The organism is Carnobacterium sp. AT7 (assembly GCF_000171855.1).
GTDB lineage: Bacteria > Bacillota > Bacilli > Lactobacillales > Carnobacteriaceae > Carnobacterium_B > Carnobacterium_B jeotgali.
Genome location: NZ_ABHH01000029.1, coordinates 1 through 18,285, shown reverse-complemented (window position 1 = coordinate 18,285; position 18,285 = coordinate 1). Strand labels below are relative to the sequence as shown.

The following is an 18,285-nucleotide window of genomic DNA, read 5'->3' as shown; positions in this document are numbered from 1 at the left end:
ATTAGTGAATAAGGCTAGTTGTTTTCACTCAACAACCGATGTTCTCCGTGGATTTTTTGAATTTCGGTAATATCTTGTGTGACTTCTAAACAGCCTAGGTAGTCAGTTGTTTCAGGATCGTGAATAGCAAAATAACGAATATAAATCATTTTTCCGCGTAAATTAATCCAAAATTCGGCTTCATTTCTTTCTCCACTTCTAAAATCATCAAGAATTTTCTGAACCATATGCATACTTTTAGGTGGATGACAGTTGATCACTTCGCGTCCTATAACAGAATTTGTACGGGGAAAAACGCGATTCTTTCCTTCTGAATAGAAACGAACGCGATCTTCATTGTCCACGAAAGTTAAATCTACAGGTAAAACGCCAAAAATTGCCGTTAATTCTTTTAATTGAAGGACACCTGTTGGTAAAACGATAGAACCTTTACTTAATGAATTATCTTGCCAATCATAGTGTTCCGTTTCGGTAATAGGAGGGGCCTCAGAAATAGCTGCTGTCATAGCTGCTGCTTTTTTTGCTGCTTCTGATCGATTTTCTTGCTGATCTTTTTCTTGTGCTAGAGCATCTTTACTCGGCTTCCAAGACAAAGGCTTAGGGATAAAAGCAAACCCAATATCTAAGCTGTCTTCAGCAATCCATTGCCAATCTGCTAGGGAAAACACATCTAAAACCATTGGAATCATGATTTCTTCTTCTTTAAAAATCATTTCATCAACTTCTGTTATAATGTGCTCTATTTTGTCTCTTAAAGGATTAATGGCAAATTTTTCGCTACTTAAATAAAAGTTCACATCTTTGATCGCAGAGCGTATATCGTCATCAACACCCCACATGACTTTTGGGGGTGCAGTAATGCCGTACCGTTCCATATAAGAAAAAATCAACGTTTCTTTTCGAGCATAATGTTTATCAATTTGCATCAAGTCTAATAGAGCGTGTTGCAGGCGTTTTTTTTGAGAAAAGTCACCGGTAGCAAATCGGTCAAAAGCTTCTTGGATTTCATCTTCTAAGAGTGAGCGGATTACTCTGTTTTCTAGTTTTAAAGTGTGAACAGGATGCCCCGGATGTTCATGTTCGTAATTCGAACGATGGATATCTCTAATGGAACCTTTAAATACAGCCGCATGAACATTACATAGATGTTGGATTTCTGAAGGATCCAAACCGCTAGCAATTAATTCTCTTTCTGCAGCTGTAATTTCGCTGACATCCACCCCATCAAAAGACTCATCAAAAAGACGCTTGGCTTCTTCAAACTCTCCGCCTTCATGAAGCAACGTTAAAATCTCAACAATTTTTTTCTGACGCTGAACAGTATTGTTTTCCATAAATTCACTCCTTAATGGTAAAGCCTAATTGTTCCAATTGATCAATAATGACTTGTAAATCAACTTTTTTCATCTTTGCTCCCTTTGGAATAGTCATATACCTTCCCACAGTCGTTAACATGCCAGGTGTTTGAATATCTTTTAAACCTAAGTCAAATAAAACATGTTGGATTTCCGGATGTGCGGTAACTAATTCGTAAACAGAAGAGCCTAAACTGATTTCTTTCATAGCGAATCTCCATTTCTAAAATGTTGGAATTTATTGTTAATTATATCACATATTAGAGAATATAAAAGACTGAATAACAAGATGAAAGAGATCGTTATTTAAATTTACTACTAAATAGTTTGTTTTTTTCCTATATTTATAGGCTTTTTAAAGAGAATTCTATCTGGAAATACATCTGTTACAATGAGTGGTTTTGTATTGTTAGTTAAGATGAGTTTAGGAAATGTTGAACAATTAAATGGGTTGTATTAACTGATATGGATGAAAAAGGAGCGAAAATAGTAAAGATAAAAAAAGAAATCATTTGATGATAACTAATTGTGAACAAAATTGACATAATAGATCAATGGAAAAATTGATTTCGGTATAAATTAATGGAATAAAAAAAAAGTCTGTGCTATAAATAAAAGAATCTAATTTTTGAAGAATCCAATGATTTTTTGAAAGTTAAAGGCTGAGAATTTAAACCTTAGTTAATTAAAGGGGAATATTATGGAAAATATAGTAATTGTCATACCATCTTTAGAGCCAGATGAAAAGCTCCTAAGCTTGTTGGAAACTATTAGATCAAGGCAATCAGTTACAATACCAATCGTGATTGTAGATGATGGGAGTGGCATTGCATTTGAAAAGTATTTTCAAATTGCAAAAGATAAATTTGACTGTATCGTTCTAACGCATGAACAGAATTTTGGTAAAGGACGAGCTTTAAAGACAGCTATGAACTATGTGTTGAAGCATTTTGAAAAGGCTAAAGGAATCGTCACGATTGACTCAGATGGACAACATCGATACAAGGATATGGTCTTTTGTGTTGATGCTTTTAATGTTCATAAAGATGCATTAATTATGGGAGTAAGAAGTTTTGATGGGAAGGTACCTTTTAAAAGTAAATTTGGAAATCTTCTAACAAGGAGAATAATGAAAGTCATAACAGGAATTAAATTAACAGATACTCAAACGGGATTAAGAGTTATTCCCCGTTTCTTTATGGAGCAGTTAGTAAATACTTCAGGTGACAGATTTGAGTACGAAATGAGCATGTTGTTGGAAGCGAAAAAGCAACAGGTACGTATTGTAGAAGTGCCCATTAAAACAGTTTACATTGAAGAAAATCAATCGTCTCATTTTCATGCTTTGTTCGATTCGATTGCTATTTATGCCGTTTTTATTAAATATCTTTTTTCATCTGTTTTTTCTTTTTTTATTGATATCAGTATTTTTTCTTTAATTATTTATTTTATAGGAGAAAGTAATTTTCAAGCTATCACGATAGCTTCGTATATTGCGCGCAGTATATCTTCATTATTTAATTATCTGGTAAACAATTATATCGTCTTTAAGAATGGTAGTTCTAATAGCTTTATTAAATACTATGGTCTAGTTATTATACAAACATTTATCTCAAGTTTATTCGTTTCATTGGTACATAATGTGCTAATGGATTTTAATCCTACGCTAGTAAAGGTAGTGATAGATTTATTACTATTCGTCATTAGTTTTTATGTTCAAAAAAAATGGGTTTTTCATAAGGTGGTCAAATGAAAGATAATAAAAAGATACTTTATTTAGCAGCTGTTCTATTTTCAGTCATTTATTTAGTGTGGAGACTGTTCTTTACGTTACCTTTATCAGGATCATTATTTGCCCTTATTTTTGGTATAGCACTTTGGGTGAGTGAAGTCGTTTCAAATTTCACAGCATTTATTTTGATTTGGAGTAAGAGCAAAGAAAAAATATTGGAAAAACCGGTACTAGAAAATGAAGCATACCCGCATGTAGACGTAATAATAGCAACACACAATGAGGATGTAGATTTATTATATAAAACGGTTAATGCCTGTGTTCATATGGAATACCCTGATCCTTCAAAAGTTCATATTTATTTATCTGATGATACTAATAGAAAAGAAGTTAAGGAATTGGCAAAACAATTCAATGTGGGATATGCAGGTTTTGAAAACAATAAGCATGCAAAATCAGGAAATTTGAATAATGCATTAAGTATGACGAATTCCCCATTAGTTGCAACTTTTGATGCAGATATGATACCTTATTCAAAATTTTTAATGGAAACCGTTCCTTATTTTATGGAAGATTTCAAGGTTAAAGATGACCCTAATCATAAACACCTTGGTTTTATTCAAACCCCTCAAAGTTTTTACAATGCCGATATTTTTCAATATAATTTATTCTCAGAAAATTCAATAGCTAATGAACAAGATTTCTTTTCTAGAGAAGTAAATGTATTAAATAATGCACATGATACAGCTATATACACAGGATCAAATACATTGATCCTAAGACAAGCGATTGAAGAGGCTGGCGGTTTTCCAACCAATACGATTACAGAAGACTTTCAATTAGGGGCAAAAATAAATAGTTGCGGCTATAGAAGTATTTCAACGCTTGAACCAATGGCCAGTGGGCTGACCCCAACTGATTTTCAAAGCGTCTTGAACCAGCGTGTAAGATGGGCACGCGGTGTTATCCGTAGTATCTATAATTTACGCATATTAACTAATCCTAATTTTAAATGGAATCAGAAATTGGTTTTTCTAAATAGTTATTTGTATTGGTGGTCATTTTTTAGGCGTCTTTTGTATGTATTTGCTCCAATTTTATTTACTGTATTCAACATTCGTGTAGTTGATACTGATTTTTGGATATTAATGTGTTTTTGGCTTCCTAGTTATTTTTTATTACAAAGTGCTATGACCAGCGTCTCGGGCGAAATAAGATCGCAACGTTGGGGAGAGATACAGGAAACAATCTTTGCACCTTATTTAGTAATACCTGTATTTTTAGAGTCTATTGGAATCACAGAAAAAAAATTCAAGGTTACGAAAAAGTCAGTGAACAAATCACGATATGAATTGTTATTTGTAGTTCCGCATCTAATAATGCTGCTCCTTTCACTTTACGGTTTAGTTAAATTTAATTATGGAAAATACGGTTCGGAATTATTGTATGGCAGTGTTATTACGTTCTGGTTATTACATCATATAGTGAATCTTGCATATGCCGTTTTATTCTCTCTAGGCCGGCCAATTTATCGTAAATTCGAAAGGTTTTATGCCAAAGAAGCGATAACGATAACTTGCTTAAACCATAGTTATTCACTCTATACGACAAACATATCAGAAGAAGGGCTGTCATTCTTTTCTGAAGAACCAATTTATTTCCCACCTGATGAATGGCTCAATTTTGTCATACAAACAGAAATAAATAGTGTAGAGGTTAGAGGGAAAATTGCCAGATTGATGGAACAATCTGATGGGTGGCTATATGGCGTTTGGATTGAAAAACCGGAACGTGCTAATAAACAAGCCTATTTTCAATTGGTTTATGATCGAAGTAATCAATATTTGCCTAAGAAGCATGATGTGTGGCTAACACCTTTAGATGGTTTAATAGACAATTTTATGCACCATTTTTCAATTAAAAAAATAGCTGCTCCCAAAAAATTATCTAAATTTCCAATAATTACCCTGCATGAAAGCATTGAAATTCAGAATACTTCTGTAGTATTAAAAGAATTTGATTTTCAGACAATGGTTATACAAAGTGATAGTGTAGATATCATGCAGAAACAAATGGATGTTCTATATAAAAACGTACTGTTTAAACTTACGTTATCTGTGTCTGATTTAAGTACAGGGAATTATGTTTATTTAGTAGAGAATATAGATGAACTAATTGAGGATAGTGCTTTTCATAGTTTATTAAAGGATTGGAGAAACAAAAGATGATCATTATAGTATTACGTTTTTTTCTGTTTTGTTTGTCAACGTATGGGTATCGAATTTACATTGAAAGAAAGTTTGGCTATCCATCAAAGCTGTCTTTAATTGTTGTCTTTTGTGCAAATATAATCGTTTTGTATATTGCTTCTTTATTAGGATTTTTATCTGGCACTGCAATTGCTATGTTTCTAATCGGGCTACTTCTTTTTAGTGTGAACCTATTTAGAGATAAAAATGATAGTAAAATTAGGCTCTTTTCGTTAGATTTGACTAGAATATGGATGATCGGTTATTTTTTGATTTTTTCTGTTATTCTATTGCAATCCAGTCTTGTTCACTATGACAATTTTTCTCATTGGGCTGTAATCGTCAAGTACCTTATTACAGAAGCTTCATTACCTACAGCGACAACAGGGATTATTAGCTTCACATCCTATCCTATTGGATCTTCTCTGTTTGTTTATTATGTTACTTTAATTGTTGGTTATCATGAAGGCGTTATGTTGCTAGGACAGTTTATGCTTATTATGGCTGCACTCTATTCTCTATTTTCAGTTATACGAGATTCTTCTAGAACGCTTATGACAAGTAGTCTATTTTTGACTATAGCACTATTTAATTATTTTAATATAGCTATTAGGATGAATAACTTATTAGTGGATTTTATATTGCCACTGTTAGCACTAGCGGCTGTTTCAGGCATTTATGTGTTGAGAAAAAACTTTTTGCTTTCTTCGATTCATACAATCCTGTTATTATCAGTTTTAGCTATTGTTAAAAATAGCGGATTATTTTTTGTTGTGATCGTGCTGATTTATTATTTGTACACCAGCATAAAAAATTTCAATAAAGAACAGTCTAAAATAATACTCCTAGTTGTGGGAACTGGCTCAACAGTGATGTTTTCTATTTCCACGTTTATATTATGGGAAGTACATGTAAAAAACACATTTACAGAAGAAGTATCTAAACATAGTGTGAATATTAGCTCTTATCAAGATATATTTGCAGAAAAAACAAACGAGATAACCACTCAGATTATACACACTTTCACTTCAACTGTTATAGATTGGCATAGTTTATCTACTCAAGGAATTATATTCGTAAATGTAATCTTTATTGGGGCATATTTAATTATTAGAGTAGGATTTAAGAGAAAGAATAGCTTGATTAAGATGCTATTTTTGACGGATGCTATAGTTATTCTATATTATATAGGGATACTAGGAATGTTTTTATTTTCTATGCCTATAGAAGAAGCTTTAGTATTAGCAGGGTTTGAAAGATATGCTTCAAGTATGGTTATTTTTTCTTTAGGGATTCTGTCTATAACTCTTGTACAAGAAATGGATTCTCTTCTCTATGAACAAACTATTGCTATGCGAAATCATAGGTCTTATAAAAGTATCAAAACAAAAAAATATTATCAATACAGTTCGATTTTATTGTTATTCTTTTCTACAGGATTAATTTTATCAGAAAGCAATGGGATGATGTTCAGTAATAAAAATTATGAGAATGAAATACCTTATTTGATAAAAAACATTACTGGAGATAACCAAGTTTTGAACAATGCTAGTTATTTGATAGTAAGTGCAGATAAAGAAAGCATTGATAGTTATTATACTCAGTATGTAGGGAAATATTACTTATACTCAAATCAGGTGGATGCAATTGAAAACTTTATTATTTCAGACGAAGAATTTATATCCACTTTATCCAATTATGATTATATAGTAGTAATTGACGAACACTATACTTTTAATGCCTTAGCTAAAAAAATTCTAAATATCAATATAAAGCAGCAGGTTTATAGTTCTGAGGAGTTACTTGCTAATTATAATAATAGATAGATTAGATTTAACTGTTCCTTATGAACTCAGTGTGATTTATAACCTTAGCCATTCTCTATTTTAAATAGTCACATGAAAAACGTAGCGCCATCTTATTATCTTACGTAAATGACCGATTGAAGTAGTAGTAAGGGGAGGGCTTTAAATGGATGAATTTCAACTTCACTTCCAGCCTAAATTCGATGTACAAGACAATCGAATTGTTGGATATGAAATTTTATTAAGAAATAAAGAACAAAATCCGTATTATCCAGCAGTGAAAATGGATAACATTATTCATAATAAAGAAGAGCACAAACAATTTTTAGTATGGTTTCAAGAGGAACTGGTGCAGTTGTTAAAGTCATTTCCAGCGATTCAATTTTCTATTAATTTTGCACCAAAACAATTATTTTACCCGGAGGCCCATATTTTTTTCACTAACATGCAGCCATATGCTAAACAATTGATCATCGAAATAACAGAAGAAGCACCATTATTTGCTGCTTCAATTGAACCTGTTGATTCTTTAACGTTTGATAAGAAATTCCACTCTATTTTTGCATCAATTAAGGCAAAAGGTTATTGTATTGCATTGGACGATGTTAGTTCAGGTATGAATTCTTTAGATGAGGTCTTAAAATATGTTCCTTATCTAGATCAGATTAAATTTTCAATTGTAAAATGTGCTAAAAAAGATTTAAATGAAGAAACCTTGCATCTTTTCTTGAACGCGTGGCAACAATTTTCAGAAGACTATCATCTCGGTTTTATCGTCGAAGGTATTGAAGATCAAGCAACAAGTGATGAATTGAAAGAACAAGGAATTTTGATTCAGCAAGGTTACTATTTTGGAAAACCTTCAAAAAATATAAAAAAGTGTTGTTAAGTAATTACTGAATTTCTTTACTTTATTATTCTCTGTGACTGGCTGATGGAAGGAGTTTTTTTATGCTGTCATCTGTTTTCTTGAGTGTTATTGCCAATATTTCGATTCTCTGTACAGCATCTTATATATTTGTTAAATTGATTCCAAAAGAAAAAAAATATACACTTAACCTGCAGAAAAAGTTGATAATGATTGGAATAGCTAGTATGACAAATTTTATTTTAATGCTTTTTTCGGTTAACTTGCCTAAAGAAGCGATAATAGATTTTAGACATATTATTTTAATTTTGTTGGTTTACTATTTTGGACCTACAGTTTCTATTCCAACAGCTTTTTTGATTTCAGTGTTGCGTTTGTTATTGGGAGTCAATCCTGCTTCGACTCGAACAGCATTTATGTATATTGTGCTGGGTCTTTTATTGCCGTATGTCTGTAGTAAGTTAACGAAACGGTTTAATCAATACGCTGTTTTATCATGGCTTAATGTGGTTTGTGTTTCAGCGATTACTTTAAACTTGTTTTTTTTCTATGATGATATTTTATTGAGTTCTCTTATTTGCATCAGCTTGTTGATTCTTTCGAGTATCGTAGTTATTGTAGTAACTGCTTTTATAGAAGACTTGATAAAGAACCTTCATTTGTATTTAGAGATTCAAGAACAAGCACAAATGGATTACTTGACAGGATTGTACAACATGAGAGTATTTAATAAAAAATGGCAAACGATTCAAGCGGATAAATCAATTGCTACGACTGCTTTTATGATGTTGGATATTGATCATTTTAAATGGATCAATGATACTTATGGACATGCGAATGGAAACTTTATCTTGCGACAGTTAGCAGTAATCCTGCAAGTTGGAGCTCCTGACAATGAGCTGATCTATCGTGTTGGCGGAGAAGAATTCTGTATAATTTTAAACAACCTGCCATATGTTGAACAAAAAAAGACTGCTGAAAAAATCAGAGCTAGTGTAGCAAGTAAAGAATTCTTATTAGAAAATGGAGCTGGTATTTATATAACTGTATCGATTGGTTTGGCTGCCTCTACTCAAAAAAAAGATATGAAGAAACTCTTTCGACTAGCCGATCGTTGTTTATACATGGCTAAAGATCAAGGGAGAAACAAAGTAATTGGAGCAACAATGGAAAATGAGTAGATTATAAGTAAATTTATTTCCATCCACAGAAAGAATAACTTATTGGAAAATAATATTGTTTTCTGATTGGCTATTTTCAAAAAAACTAAGAGCCCATTTCTATATTATCCAGAGAGAATTGCTTATATATAGCAGTTCTCTTTTTTTTACATTTGTAAGCAAACTATTTCAATTCACTGCAGCCGCAAGCATAAATCATGAGTCTAAAGCTTTATTTTTCTAATGAGAATAGTGAAGAGTATAAATATATCAGGTATTATGTGTATAAAGAAAAATTATGCTGGGGGAGAATGATTATATGAAAAACATAGGGACACAACAAATAGAAACAGATCGTTTAGTCTTGAAAAGGATTACGATAGAAAATGCGGAAGATATGTATCATAACTGAGCAAGTGATGAGGAAGTAACAAAATATTTAACATGGAAGCCGCATAAAAGAATCGAAGATACAAAAAACGCCATCTCAAGTTGGGAAAAAGAATTGGAACAAGAGGATTGCTATCGTTGGTGTAGAGAATTAAAAGACAACCAACAAGTAATAGGAACTATCGATGTCGTCGATATAAATAGTGACATTGAATGTGCAGTGTTTGGATATTGCATGTCTAAGAACTATTGGAATCAAGGAATTATGACTGAAGCATTTACTGCTGTAAAAAACTTTTTGTTTGAGCGTGTTGGATTTAATAGAATAGAAGCCAGTCACCATACTGAAAATTCAGGTTCTGGAAAAGTTATGAAAAAGGTTGGAATGAGTTTAGAGGGAATTAAAAGAGAAGGAGCAAAAGATAACGAGGGAAACCTTTGTGATATAGCAACTTACTCTATCTTTAAAGCAGACTGGGAAAAAGAAAAGTTGTATAATTTTTAATGTTGATAGAATAGTTAACTAGCTTAGTTGAAATTTTCGGAGGAATAGGAGGTGCTTGTAGACATGTCAAGTAAAGTGTTCTATGCGAAAGGGACGAAAAGCGTTTAGTCCCAAATCTTCTAACGCATCAATTATCATCTTCGTTTATTCAAGGAAGAGGGGCACACATTTCTCGCTCTATCTTTTTGTTAAAAGTCTTTTCACTACATTGTTCCTGTAGGGAACGGTTGTCGTATCTGCTCTTTTGTCTTAATTGTATACAGTTCATTACATTTAGACATCTTAGTGGGGAATTTTCTAGTTGACAGAGAAACTATTTTCTGGAATAATAAACTTAATTAAATACAGGTACCTTTAAACCAGTCCAGAGAGACTGACAAGGAAGCGGATAAAATCTAAGAGAAATGTGTGCAGGTGTATATGTATACACTTTTCTCTTAGATTAAAGAAAGAGGCTGAATGTCAGGAAAACTGATATTCAGCCTCTTTTTGTGCTTTTGGTACCCATAGAAATGGGAGGAACAACATGAAGAAAATCGATACAGAGTTTTCATTACAAACGGTACCGCAAACGAGCCGTAATTCTTTTGCAAAAACAATGGCTGTAATGCTGGGTTTTACCTTTTTTTCAGCCAGTATGCTAGCAGGAGGGCAATTGGGATTAAATTTGACTTTCTCTCAATTTTTGCTCGTCATTCTGTTGGGAAACTTGGCACTTTGTCTTTATACCGGAACATTGGCGCACATTGCAGCTAAAATGGGATTGTCTACCCACTTGCTGGCAAAGTACTCGTTTGGTGAGAAAGGTTCGTACTTACCATCCTTCTTATTGGGCTTTACGCAAGTAGGATGGTTTGGAGTCGGTGTGGCGATGTTTGCTGTTCCGATTGCAAAAGAAATGGGCTGGAATAGTTACTTGTTGATTTTTATCTTCGGGATGGTTATCACTCTGGCTTCTCTTTATGGGATGAAGTCGCTGGTGATTCTAAGCTTTATAGCGGTTCCTTTGATTGCGATTTTAGGAAGCTACTCTGCCATAGAAGCAATAGAAACCATGGGCGGACTGAGAGCGTTATTCGACTATGAACCAAAAACGAGTTTAACAATATCGGCTGCTTTGACTATCTGTATCGGATCCTTTATCAGTGGCGGAACGTTGACAGCTGACTTTGCACGTTTTGCAAAAACTTCGCGGTCAGCTGTTGCAGCTACCTCAACAGCTTTCTTCTTGGGTAACTCACTGATGTTCCTATTTGGAGCTGTGGGGGCAATGGTTTATGGGCTTTCAGATATCTCAGAAGTCCTATTCTTGCAAGGGCTGACAATACCGGCAATTTTGGTACTGGCTTTGAATATCTGGACAACCAATGATAATGCACTTTACGCTTCTGGTTTAGGATTTGCTAATATTACGAAAATCTCTAAAAAATTCTGGGTTTTTGTGAATGGAATTATTGGAACTGTATTAGCTATGTGGATGTACACTAATTTTGTCGGCTTTTTGAACTTGCTGAGCGCGGCTATTCCTTCTATTGGAGCAATCATTATTGCAGATTACTTTTTTGTGAAACACCGCAACTATACCAGATTTGAAGAAGCGACTTTTGTACCAATCAACTGGATAGCTCTTCTAGCTTGGGCTATCGGTGTAGCTTTAGCCCAATTCGCACCGGGAATCACACCACTCAACGCATTAGTGGGAACAGCTGTGGTTTATACAGGACTGATGAAACTACCGGTAACTAAGGCAGCATTAAGGTTTGAAAAAAATAATTAATGAAAGTGTGGAGTATATGATTATTCAAAATGCAGCTCTAAAAGGAAAAAAAGGACTTTGGCAAATCACGATAGAAGACGGAATGTTTACCCGTATTGAACCGCAACTAGAGGTTGTAGAAAAAATAAATGATGTTTTGAATGTCAACGGTTCACTGGTGCTTCCGCCGTTTATTGAACCACATATTCATTTAGATACAACTTTGACAGCAGGCGAACCGGAATGGAATCAAAGCGGAACATTATTCGAAGGCATCCAGCGTTGGTCTGAACGCAAGGCTTTTCTAACACATGAAGATGTTAAAACACGTGCAAAAAAAGCCCTGCAATGGCAGATTGCTCAAGGAATCCAGTACGTACGTACACATGTGGATGTTACGGATCCCAATTTGACGGCCTTAAAAGCTATGCTGGAAGTGAAAGAAGAAATGGCACCCTATGTCGACATCCAACTCGTTGCATTCCCGCAAGAAGGCATCTTATCTTATCCAAATGGAAAAGAACTGATGGAAGAAGCCTTGAAAATGGGAGCTGATGTAGTGGGCGGCATTCCGCACTATGAATTCACTAGAGAATATGGCGTAGAATCGCTTAAAATTGCTTTTGATCTGGCTGAAAAATATGATCGTCTAGTTGATATCCATTGCGATGAGATTGATGACGAACAGTCACGTTTTGTGGAAGTTGTTGCAAAAGAAGCTTACGAAAGAGGAATGGGCTCACGTACAACTGCCAGCCATACAACAGCAATGGGATCATACAACAACGCGTATACCTCTAAATTATTCCGCCTATTGAAACTATCTGATATTCGTTTTGTTTCTAATCCGTTGGTCAACATGCACCTACAAGGGCGATTTGATACGTATCCGAAACGACGAGGCTTGACACGTGTTAAAGAATTGTTGGAAGCCGATTTAACGGTTTGTTTCGGTCATGACGACATTTATGACCCGTGGTACCCGTTGGGAACAGGAAATATGCTGCAAGTTCTGTTGATGGGGCTGCATGCGACACAGTTGACAGGCTATGAAGAGATCATGAATGCCATGGATCTGATCACGATTAACAGTGCAAAAACGCTGCACATTGAAGAACGTTACGGCATTGAAGAAGGAAAGCCAGCTGACTTTATCGTTCTTCCGGCTGAGAATGAATATGAAGCCATCCGCAGACAAGTACCGGTCCGCTACTCTTACAGAAGTGGAAAAAAAATTGTAGAAACCAAATTAAGCGAAACTTGGTCATTGGTAGACGGATTCGAGGAACCTGTGCAATTTAATCGCTGAAGTAAGGACGAAAAAAAAAAATCTTCAAAAAAAGACAGTCATAGGATAAAAATTAAAAAGCCCGTCCAGATAGTGACCCCTAAAAGTTAGAAAAAACTAACTTTTAGGGGTTATTTTTATGTCAAAATACAGCTGTATATTAAAATGCAAATTGTTCGATTTTATGTAGCAGGTGATGGAAAATATCGGTTTTTAACTAAAAAATGTGATATGAAAGCTTGTTCTCAAGTACAAGGATGGGATTATCAAATGAAAGTAGATACCCGCAAACTTGAAAAACAAGGCATTTTTCAAAGCATGTCTCGCAAGGGAAACTGTTTGGATAGTTCCCCTATGGAAAAAAATTAGTATTTTAAAACAAGAAAACTATTATGAAACTGTTTATCGGAGTTTTAATGAGGCGAAAACAGTATATCGGCTATTACAATACTAAACGAATGAAAGGAAAGTTGAACTGGGTGAGTCCAAGTCAATATAGAGAATTATAAATAAATATCTTTGCAGACACATCTGCCTTAAGGTCTTAAATAACAGTGAGAGATTTGAAAATACAAAAAATGGAGTAGAATGAACTACTCCGAAAAAAGCTTGATTTTTTTAGGGTCAATATATTTTTTTGAAAGAAAGTTTTTGTCAATAAAAAACTAATAATACTGTATAAACTCTAAGAATTTACAGTTAAACATCATTACCAAAGGTTTATTAGTTTCGCATACTCTTTATAAAATGTTTTTAAACAGAACTATTCTCTTTCTTTTTTAAAATTGAAATAGTGGGGAAGGTTCCAATTAAAGTAAGCTGATAAGATTCTTAAAACGACAATTGAAATAAATAAAATAATAACGACATACGGACCTCTTATCCAATCCAAACCAATAATTAAACCAGCAATGGCAGCCCATAAAGCGTAAACTTCTGAATAGAAAATCATCGGTTTACGTCCAGCAAATAGATCTCGTAATATTCCACCACCAGTACCAGTCATAATAGCAGCAAGAACGACTGCAATTATGGGAACTTCCATAGATACGGCATAATTGGCGCCTTGAATAGCAAATGCGGCTAGACCAATTGCATCAAAAAACACGATGCTTTTTTTCCAAAGGCCTCCCCAGATACTCGGTAGAATCAAAACTATCGTAATAGTTAAGAATGCAAACTTAAATAAAGTACTTTGCATCCAAATATTTTGAACTGGAATCCCAATGACCAAATTTCGGATAAGCCCTCCACCGAAAGCCGTTGTAAAACCTAAAATATAAACTCCTAATATGTCATATTTTGCTTCTAAGGCAATAAAAGCCCCACTTATAGCAAAGGCTATTGTACCTATAATATTGAGAACTTCCCATGTCACATCTGTCATTTCGAAGTCTCCTATTCTATGATGTATACTTATTCCTTATTTTAGTACGAAAGAATTATAAAGTAAAATAACACTCTTTAATACAGAGAACTTCTTCATACGTAGATTAAAAAAATTCCTTAGAAAACCAATTTATTTAACTGAATGTTAACAATAAATAGAGTGTTATTGTAGCATTACATTCAGATAAATCCAAAAATTTTATGGATAACACATAAAAACATAAAAAATTCTAATTTCTTTCTTAATTTGTTCCGTAGCATTATGAATCTTTTTGATATATTCTGTATAATAGAGATAATTTAGTTTAAAGGACGGCGAAATAATGAACAAAGAGAAATACCCTAAAGATGCCATGCGAGTTTTAAAAGAAACTAGCCGAACATTTTATATTCCTATTACTTTTTTGAAAGCAGATTTAAAATATTCAGTTGCATCTGCTTACTTAGTTTTACGAGCAATAGATGAGATTGAAGACCATGAGAGTATTCAAAATACGACCAAATTTGATCTTTTAATGCAATTAAGCGAGCTCTTCAAACGACCATTTACACAAGAGGAGTATTGCGACATTATCGCTCCTGTAAAAGAGCAATTACCTGAAGTGTCTATTCGCTTAGTCGATTGGATTCAAGCATGTCCAGAAGGTTCGCGTTCATTAATGATGGAAACAGCTAGTGAAATGGCATTTGGTATGGCAAAATGGGCAAAAGAAAATTGGCAAGTACATACAAAAGAAGATTTAGACGACTATACTTACTATGTTGCAGGTTGTGTTGGTGTTTACCTTTCTAAATTGTGGAACTGGTCTTATGGCCAAGAAACAAATGAAGAACTTGCGATTGAGTTTGGTCGTGGGCTTCAAATTGTTAACATTTTGCGTAACCAAAAAGAAGATAAAGAAGAACGTAGTGTCAGCTTTGTTCCAGATGATTGGTCAAGAGATCAATTGTTTGCATATGCAGATGAGAATTTAGCACAAGCGGATGCTTATATTGAGACACTTAATGAAAAAAGTACGATTCTGTTTTGTCGCTTGCCGCTTGCTTTTGCGCATAAAAGTTTAGCAGCTATGAAAAAAGGGGAGAAAAAAATGTCCCGAGCAGAAGTAGAGCAGACCGTTAAAGAAGTTCAAAAAGAAGTAGATGAAAAATAAAGTATAAAGAAGGCATTCTCGTTTGAGAGTGCCTTCTTTATACAATAGATTAATACTTCTTTTTAGGGTGACGATCAACGACTTCTGGATAGTTAGCAAGGATCTCTGTTCCAGCTTGGGTGATTTTATAGCCTCTGATAGTAAAACAAGGACTGATTTGATCTTCTGTCAACTCTGCTTGAGCTAGTTCCATAAGTCCTTCTTTATTCAACTTAGAGTACCCTTTAAGTCCAAATTGTTTCAAGACGGCTTTTAGTTGTGCAGCGTTTAAGTAGGGCAAAGAATCCATCGCCGACAACTGATTTGCGTACCCTTTTTTGATGACTTCTTTAAGAGCTTGTTCTGCATTGATGCCATAATCATATTCAAAATATTTAGGGTAGCCGCTGCTAGTTGTAAACGTGCCGAACTGAATACGCCATAACAAAATAAGATGACCAGGAAGGATGTCTTCTTTAAACCGCATCATGTTTCGTTTAGGAACTAAGCTTTCGGAACTGATACTCACCAAATCTAACCACTCTTTCAAGTTGCGTTTCGGTGAAATATAAGGAACTTCCTCGTGATTTTTATAGAGGGAAAAAATTTCTTTTACATCTGGATCGGTTAAATCAAGATGGCTGTTTTGTTTATCGCTATTATTTGTGTTCATGTAAAGCACCTCATTTCATTAGCCTATTTTAGTTACTCTTATATTCTATCATCAAGAGATAGAGGATGGTTGATATTTAATTTGAATTATATGTTGCAATCAATTGGTTACGACCTGAAATACATTTTATTTGCTCGTAAGAGATACCGTATTCTTCAAAAACAATCAAATAAAGATCTTAATTCTGCTCTAGTTGTTTGATTTTTTTAGTTAGATTAATGAAAAGCTTTACGTAGAGAATTACAATAACAAAGAAAAAAAGAGCTGTTATAACACCACTAATAAGGGACCTGGAGACAAATAAATTTAAGATTGTAAAAAAAAGCAACAAAAGTGACATAGCTGTTCCAAATCGAGTCCAGTGCGTTCTTACTTTTTTCAATAAATCAACCATCGAATCCTTGTCCGAAAAAATTTCAAGATCTCGAGATTCAGTCGTGCTAAGTTTTCTAAAATAAATCCAACTGCCTTGAAATATAGGATAAGAGTAAACCACTTCCCAACCTGCATCTTCAAAAATAGCTAGATACTCATCTAGATCTTCTAGTGTTTCTTTGTAGTCGATCCGATAAACATAATTCGCTGGAGGAGTTTGTTCAAAATGGTACCTTAAGTTCTTGTAACACTTAAAATGCCAACCTTTTAAATCCATATCATGCAAAAACTCTTGCTCTTTTTCTAATTGATCTACTGTAATAAACTTAAAGATTTTTTTCTCCATAATTATATCCCTCCCTTAGAATTCATATAAAGTTCTTTGATTCGAGCTTTCTCAATCTCTAAAATTTCTTTTCCTAATCGTGTGATTTGATAAATCTTTCGATTGTTTTCTTCTTTTACCGGTTCGATCAAACCATCTTTTTTCATCTTTGATAACGTTCCGTAAATGGTTCCTGGTCCTAGTGAAATTCGCTTTTTAGTCAGTTGTTCAACATGATCAATAATCGCATATCCGTGTCTAGGTGTAGCTAAAGATAAAAGAATATAGAATGCTGTTTCAGTCATTGGAAAATAAGACTTCTTTAATTTAGTATCCATTACTATATCACACCTCGATGTATTTGTTAGTTAAACTATATCACGGTGTGATATAGTTAGCAAGATAAAAGTATCGTACCGCGATATAGTTATCGTTGCCAGATCGTTAAAACAATAAATCAGATTAAAGCTTATCTACACCCTTTTTAGTATGTATGAACGTAAATAAAAGAATAGATACAGAGTGATGCTAAGAAAATTTACTGAAAATAAATGTTCTTGCGCATCTTAGCAGAGTAGAATATGCTAATCAAAAGAAGGTTTGAGGAGGTCTGGATAATGAGGTTGTTGATAGCAGAGGATGAAGCAGAATTAGCTCGTGCCATTCAAGTGATTTTGGAAAATGAAGGCTACACTGTCGATAGCGTTCATGATGGGAAAGATGCATATGAGTATGCTGTTTTGGCTGAATATGATGGGATTATTCTTGATATCATGATGCCGAAACTTTCTGGAATGGAAGTTTTAGAAAAATTACGAAGTGAAGGTAATCAGACCCCAATCTTGCTCTTGACCGCAAAGTCCGCTATCGAGAATCGAATCGATGGGCTGGATCTAGGAGCAGATGATTATTTAACCAAACCATTTGCGATGGGAGAATTACTAGCGCGTATACGGGCTATGACACGCCGGAAAACGGTCTTACAAGCGAATAATTTAACATTTGAAGACTTAGAATTGAACAAAGATATTATGCGTATCAGCAATGGTCAAGACGAGATAAAGTTATCAAATAAAGAATGTCAAATCTTGCAATTATTAATGGAAAATCCAAAACAAATTTTTTCAGCCGACCAAATGATAGAACGTATCTGGGGTTGGGATTCGGATATTGAAATGAACAGTATATGGGTACATTTAAGTAATTTGCGAAAAAAATTAGCAGAACTGGATGTTCACGTGAAAATAGTTGCCACTCGTGGTGTGGGTTATTCGCTGGAGGT

At 34.1% G+C, this 18,285-nt stretch carries 16 protein-coding genes and 1 pseudogene; 11 read left to right on the top strand and 6 right to left on the bottom strand.

All coding sequences use genetic code 11. The annotated features are described in order from the left end of the window. Positions 1-14: 14 nt before the first annotated feature. Entirely contained in the window at positions 15-1,334 is a 1,320-nt protein-coding gene (locus CAT7_RS09755) for a DUF438 domain-containing protein (protein WP_007725104.1), read from the bottom strand. 4 nt (positions 1,335-1,338) lie between these two features. Further along, on the bottom strand, positions 1,339-1,563 hold the full coding sequence (locus tag CAT7_RS09750; RefSeq protein ID WP_007725102.1) for a DUF1858 domain-containing protein: 225 nt from the start codon (positions 1,561-1,563) through the stop codon (positions 1,339-1,341). A gap of 492 nt (positions 1,564-2,055) precedes the next feature. Here CAT7_RS09750 and CAT7_RS09745 point away from each other — a divergent pair, with 492 nt between their 5' ends. The 9 genes and pseudogenes from CAT7_RS09745 (at position 2,056) to CAT7_RS12710 (ending at position 13,617) form a co-directional block, all read left to right on the top strand. After that, the gene (locus tag CAT7_RS09745; protein ID WP_007725100.1) at positions 2,056-3,108 is read left to right on the top strand and encodes a bifunctional glycosyltransferase family 2/GtrA family protein; all 1,053 of its coding nucleotides are present in this window, start codon (positions 2,056-2,058) and stop codon (positions 3,106-3,108) included. After that, entirely contained in the window at positions 3,105-5,315 is a 2,211-nt protein-coding gene (locus tag CAT7_RS09740) for a glycosyltransferase (RefSeq protein WP_007725098.1), read from the top strand. Before CAT7_RS09745 ends, CAT7_RS09740 begins: the two co-directional genes overlap by 4 nt. Further along, the gene (locus CAT7_RS09735) at positions 5,312-7,162 is read left to right on the top strand and encodes a hypothetical protein (RefSeq protein WP_007725096.1); all 1,851 of its coding nucleotides are present in this window, start codon (positions 5,312-5,314) and stop codon (positions 7,160-7,162) included. Before CAT7_RS09740 ends, CAT7_RS09735 begins: the two co-directional genes overlap by 4 nt. Positions 7,163-7,307: 145 nt before the next feature. Beyond that, positions 7,308-8,030: an EAL domain-containing protein gene (locus CAT7_RS09730; RefSeq protein ID WP_007725093.1), complete on the top strand. Its 723-nt coding sequence runs from the start codon at positions 7,308-7,310 to the stop codon at positions 8,028-8,030. A 62-nt stretch (positions 8,031-8,092) separates the two neighbouring features. Further along, positions 8,093-9,190 carry a GGDEF domain-containing protein gene (locus CAT7_RS09725; protein WP_007725092.1) on the top strand — a complete coding sequence of 366 codons (1,098 nt, stop codon included), beginning with the start codon at positions 8,093-8,095 and terminating at the stop codon, positions 9,188-9,190. A 406-nt stretch (positions 9,191-9,596) separates the two neighbouring features. Beyond that, positions 9,597-10,064, top strand: a pseudogene (locus tag CAT7_RS09720) (GNAT family N-acetyltransferase); the annotation flags it as partial. Between the two features lie 526 nt (positions 10,065-10,590). Further along, positions 10,591-11,841 carry a cytosine permease gene (gene codB / locus CAT7_RS09715; RefSeq protein ID WP_007725089.1) on the top strand — a complete coding sequence of 417 codons (1,251 nt, stop codon included), beginning with the start codon at positions 10,591-10,593 and terminating at the stop codon, positions 11,839-11,841. A gap of 16 nt (positions 11,842-11,857) precedes the next feature. After that, positions 11,858-13,129, top strand: a complete 1,272-nt coding sequence (locus CAT7_RS09710; protein WP_029278233.1) for a cytosine deaminase — start codon at positions 11,858-11,860, stop codon at positions 13,127-13,129. A gap of 371 nt (positions 13,130-13,500) precedes the next feature. Continuing rightward, complete coding sequence (locus tag CAT7_RS12710; protein WP_155860443.1) at positions 13,501-13,617, top strand: IS3 family transposase; 117 nt, start codon at positions 13,501-13,503, stop codon at positions 13,615-13,617. A gap of 254 nt (positions 13,618-13,871) precedes the next feature. Here CAT7_RS12710 and CAT7_RS09700 read toward each other — a convergent pair whose 3' ends face one another. After that, on the bottom strand, positions 13,872-14,495 hold the full coding sequence (locus CAT7_RS09700; RefSeq protein ID WP_007725081.1) for a trimeric intracellular cation channel family protein: 624 nt from the start codon (positions 14,493-14,495) through the stop codon (positions 13,872-13,874). A gap of 325 nt (positions 14,496-14,820) precedes the next feature. On the opposite strand from CAT7_RS09700, the gene CAT7_RS09695 reads away from it, so the two are divergent. Continuing rightward, entirely contained in the window at positions 14,821-15,651 is an 831-nt protein-coding gene (locus CAT7_RS09695) for a squalene/phytoene synthase family protein (RefSeq protein WP_007725080.1), read from the top strand. A 49-nt stretch (positions 15,652-15,700) separates the two neighbouring features. Here the strand turns inward: CAT7_RS09695 and CAT7_RS09690 are convergent, their stop codons facing one another. From CAT7_RS09690 to CAT7_RS09680, 3 genes are all read right to left on the bottom strand, one after another. Next, positions 15,701-16,303 carry a hypothetical protein gene (locus CAT7_RS09690; RefSeq protein ID WP_007725077.1) on the bottom strand — a complete coding sequence of 201 codons (603 nt, stop codon included), beginning with the start codon at positions 16,301-16,303 and terminating at the stop codon, positions 15,701-15,703. Positions 16,304-16,481: 178 nt separating this feature from the next. Further along, positions 16,482-17,024, bottom strand: a complete 543-nt coding sequence (locus CAT7_RS09685) for a DUF2812 domain-containing protein (protein WP_007725074.1) — start codon at positions 17,022-17,024, stop codon at positions 16,482-16,484. A 2-nt stretch (positions 17,025-17,026) separates the two neighbouring features. Then, positions 17,027-17,341, bottom strand: coding sequence for a PadR family transcriptional regulator (locus CAT7_RS09680; RefSeq protein WP_007725073.1), 315 nt, complete (start codon positions 17,339-17,341; stop codon positions 17,027-17,029). 279 nt (positions 17,342-17,620) lie between these two features. Between CAT7_RS09680 and CAT7_RS09675 the strand changes: the two genes are divergently transcribed. Further along, the coding region (locus tag CAT7_RS09675) for a response regulator transcription factor (RefSeq protein ID WP_007725069.1) at positions 17,621-18,285 on the top strand (665 nt) is incomplete at its 3' end.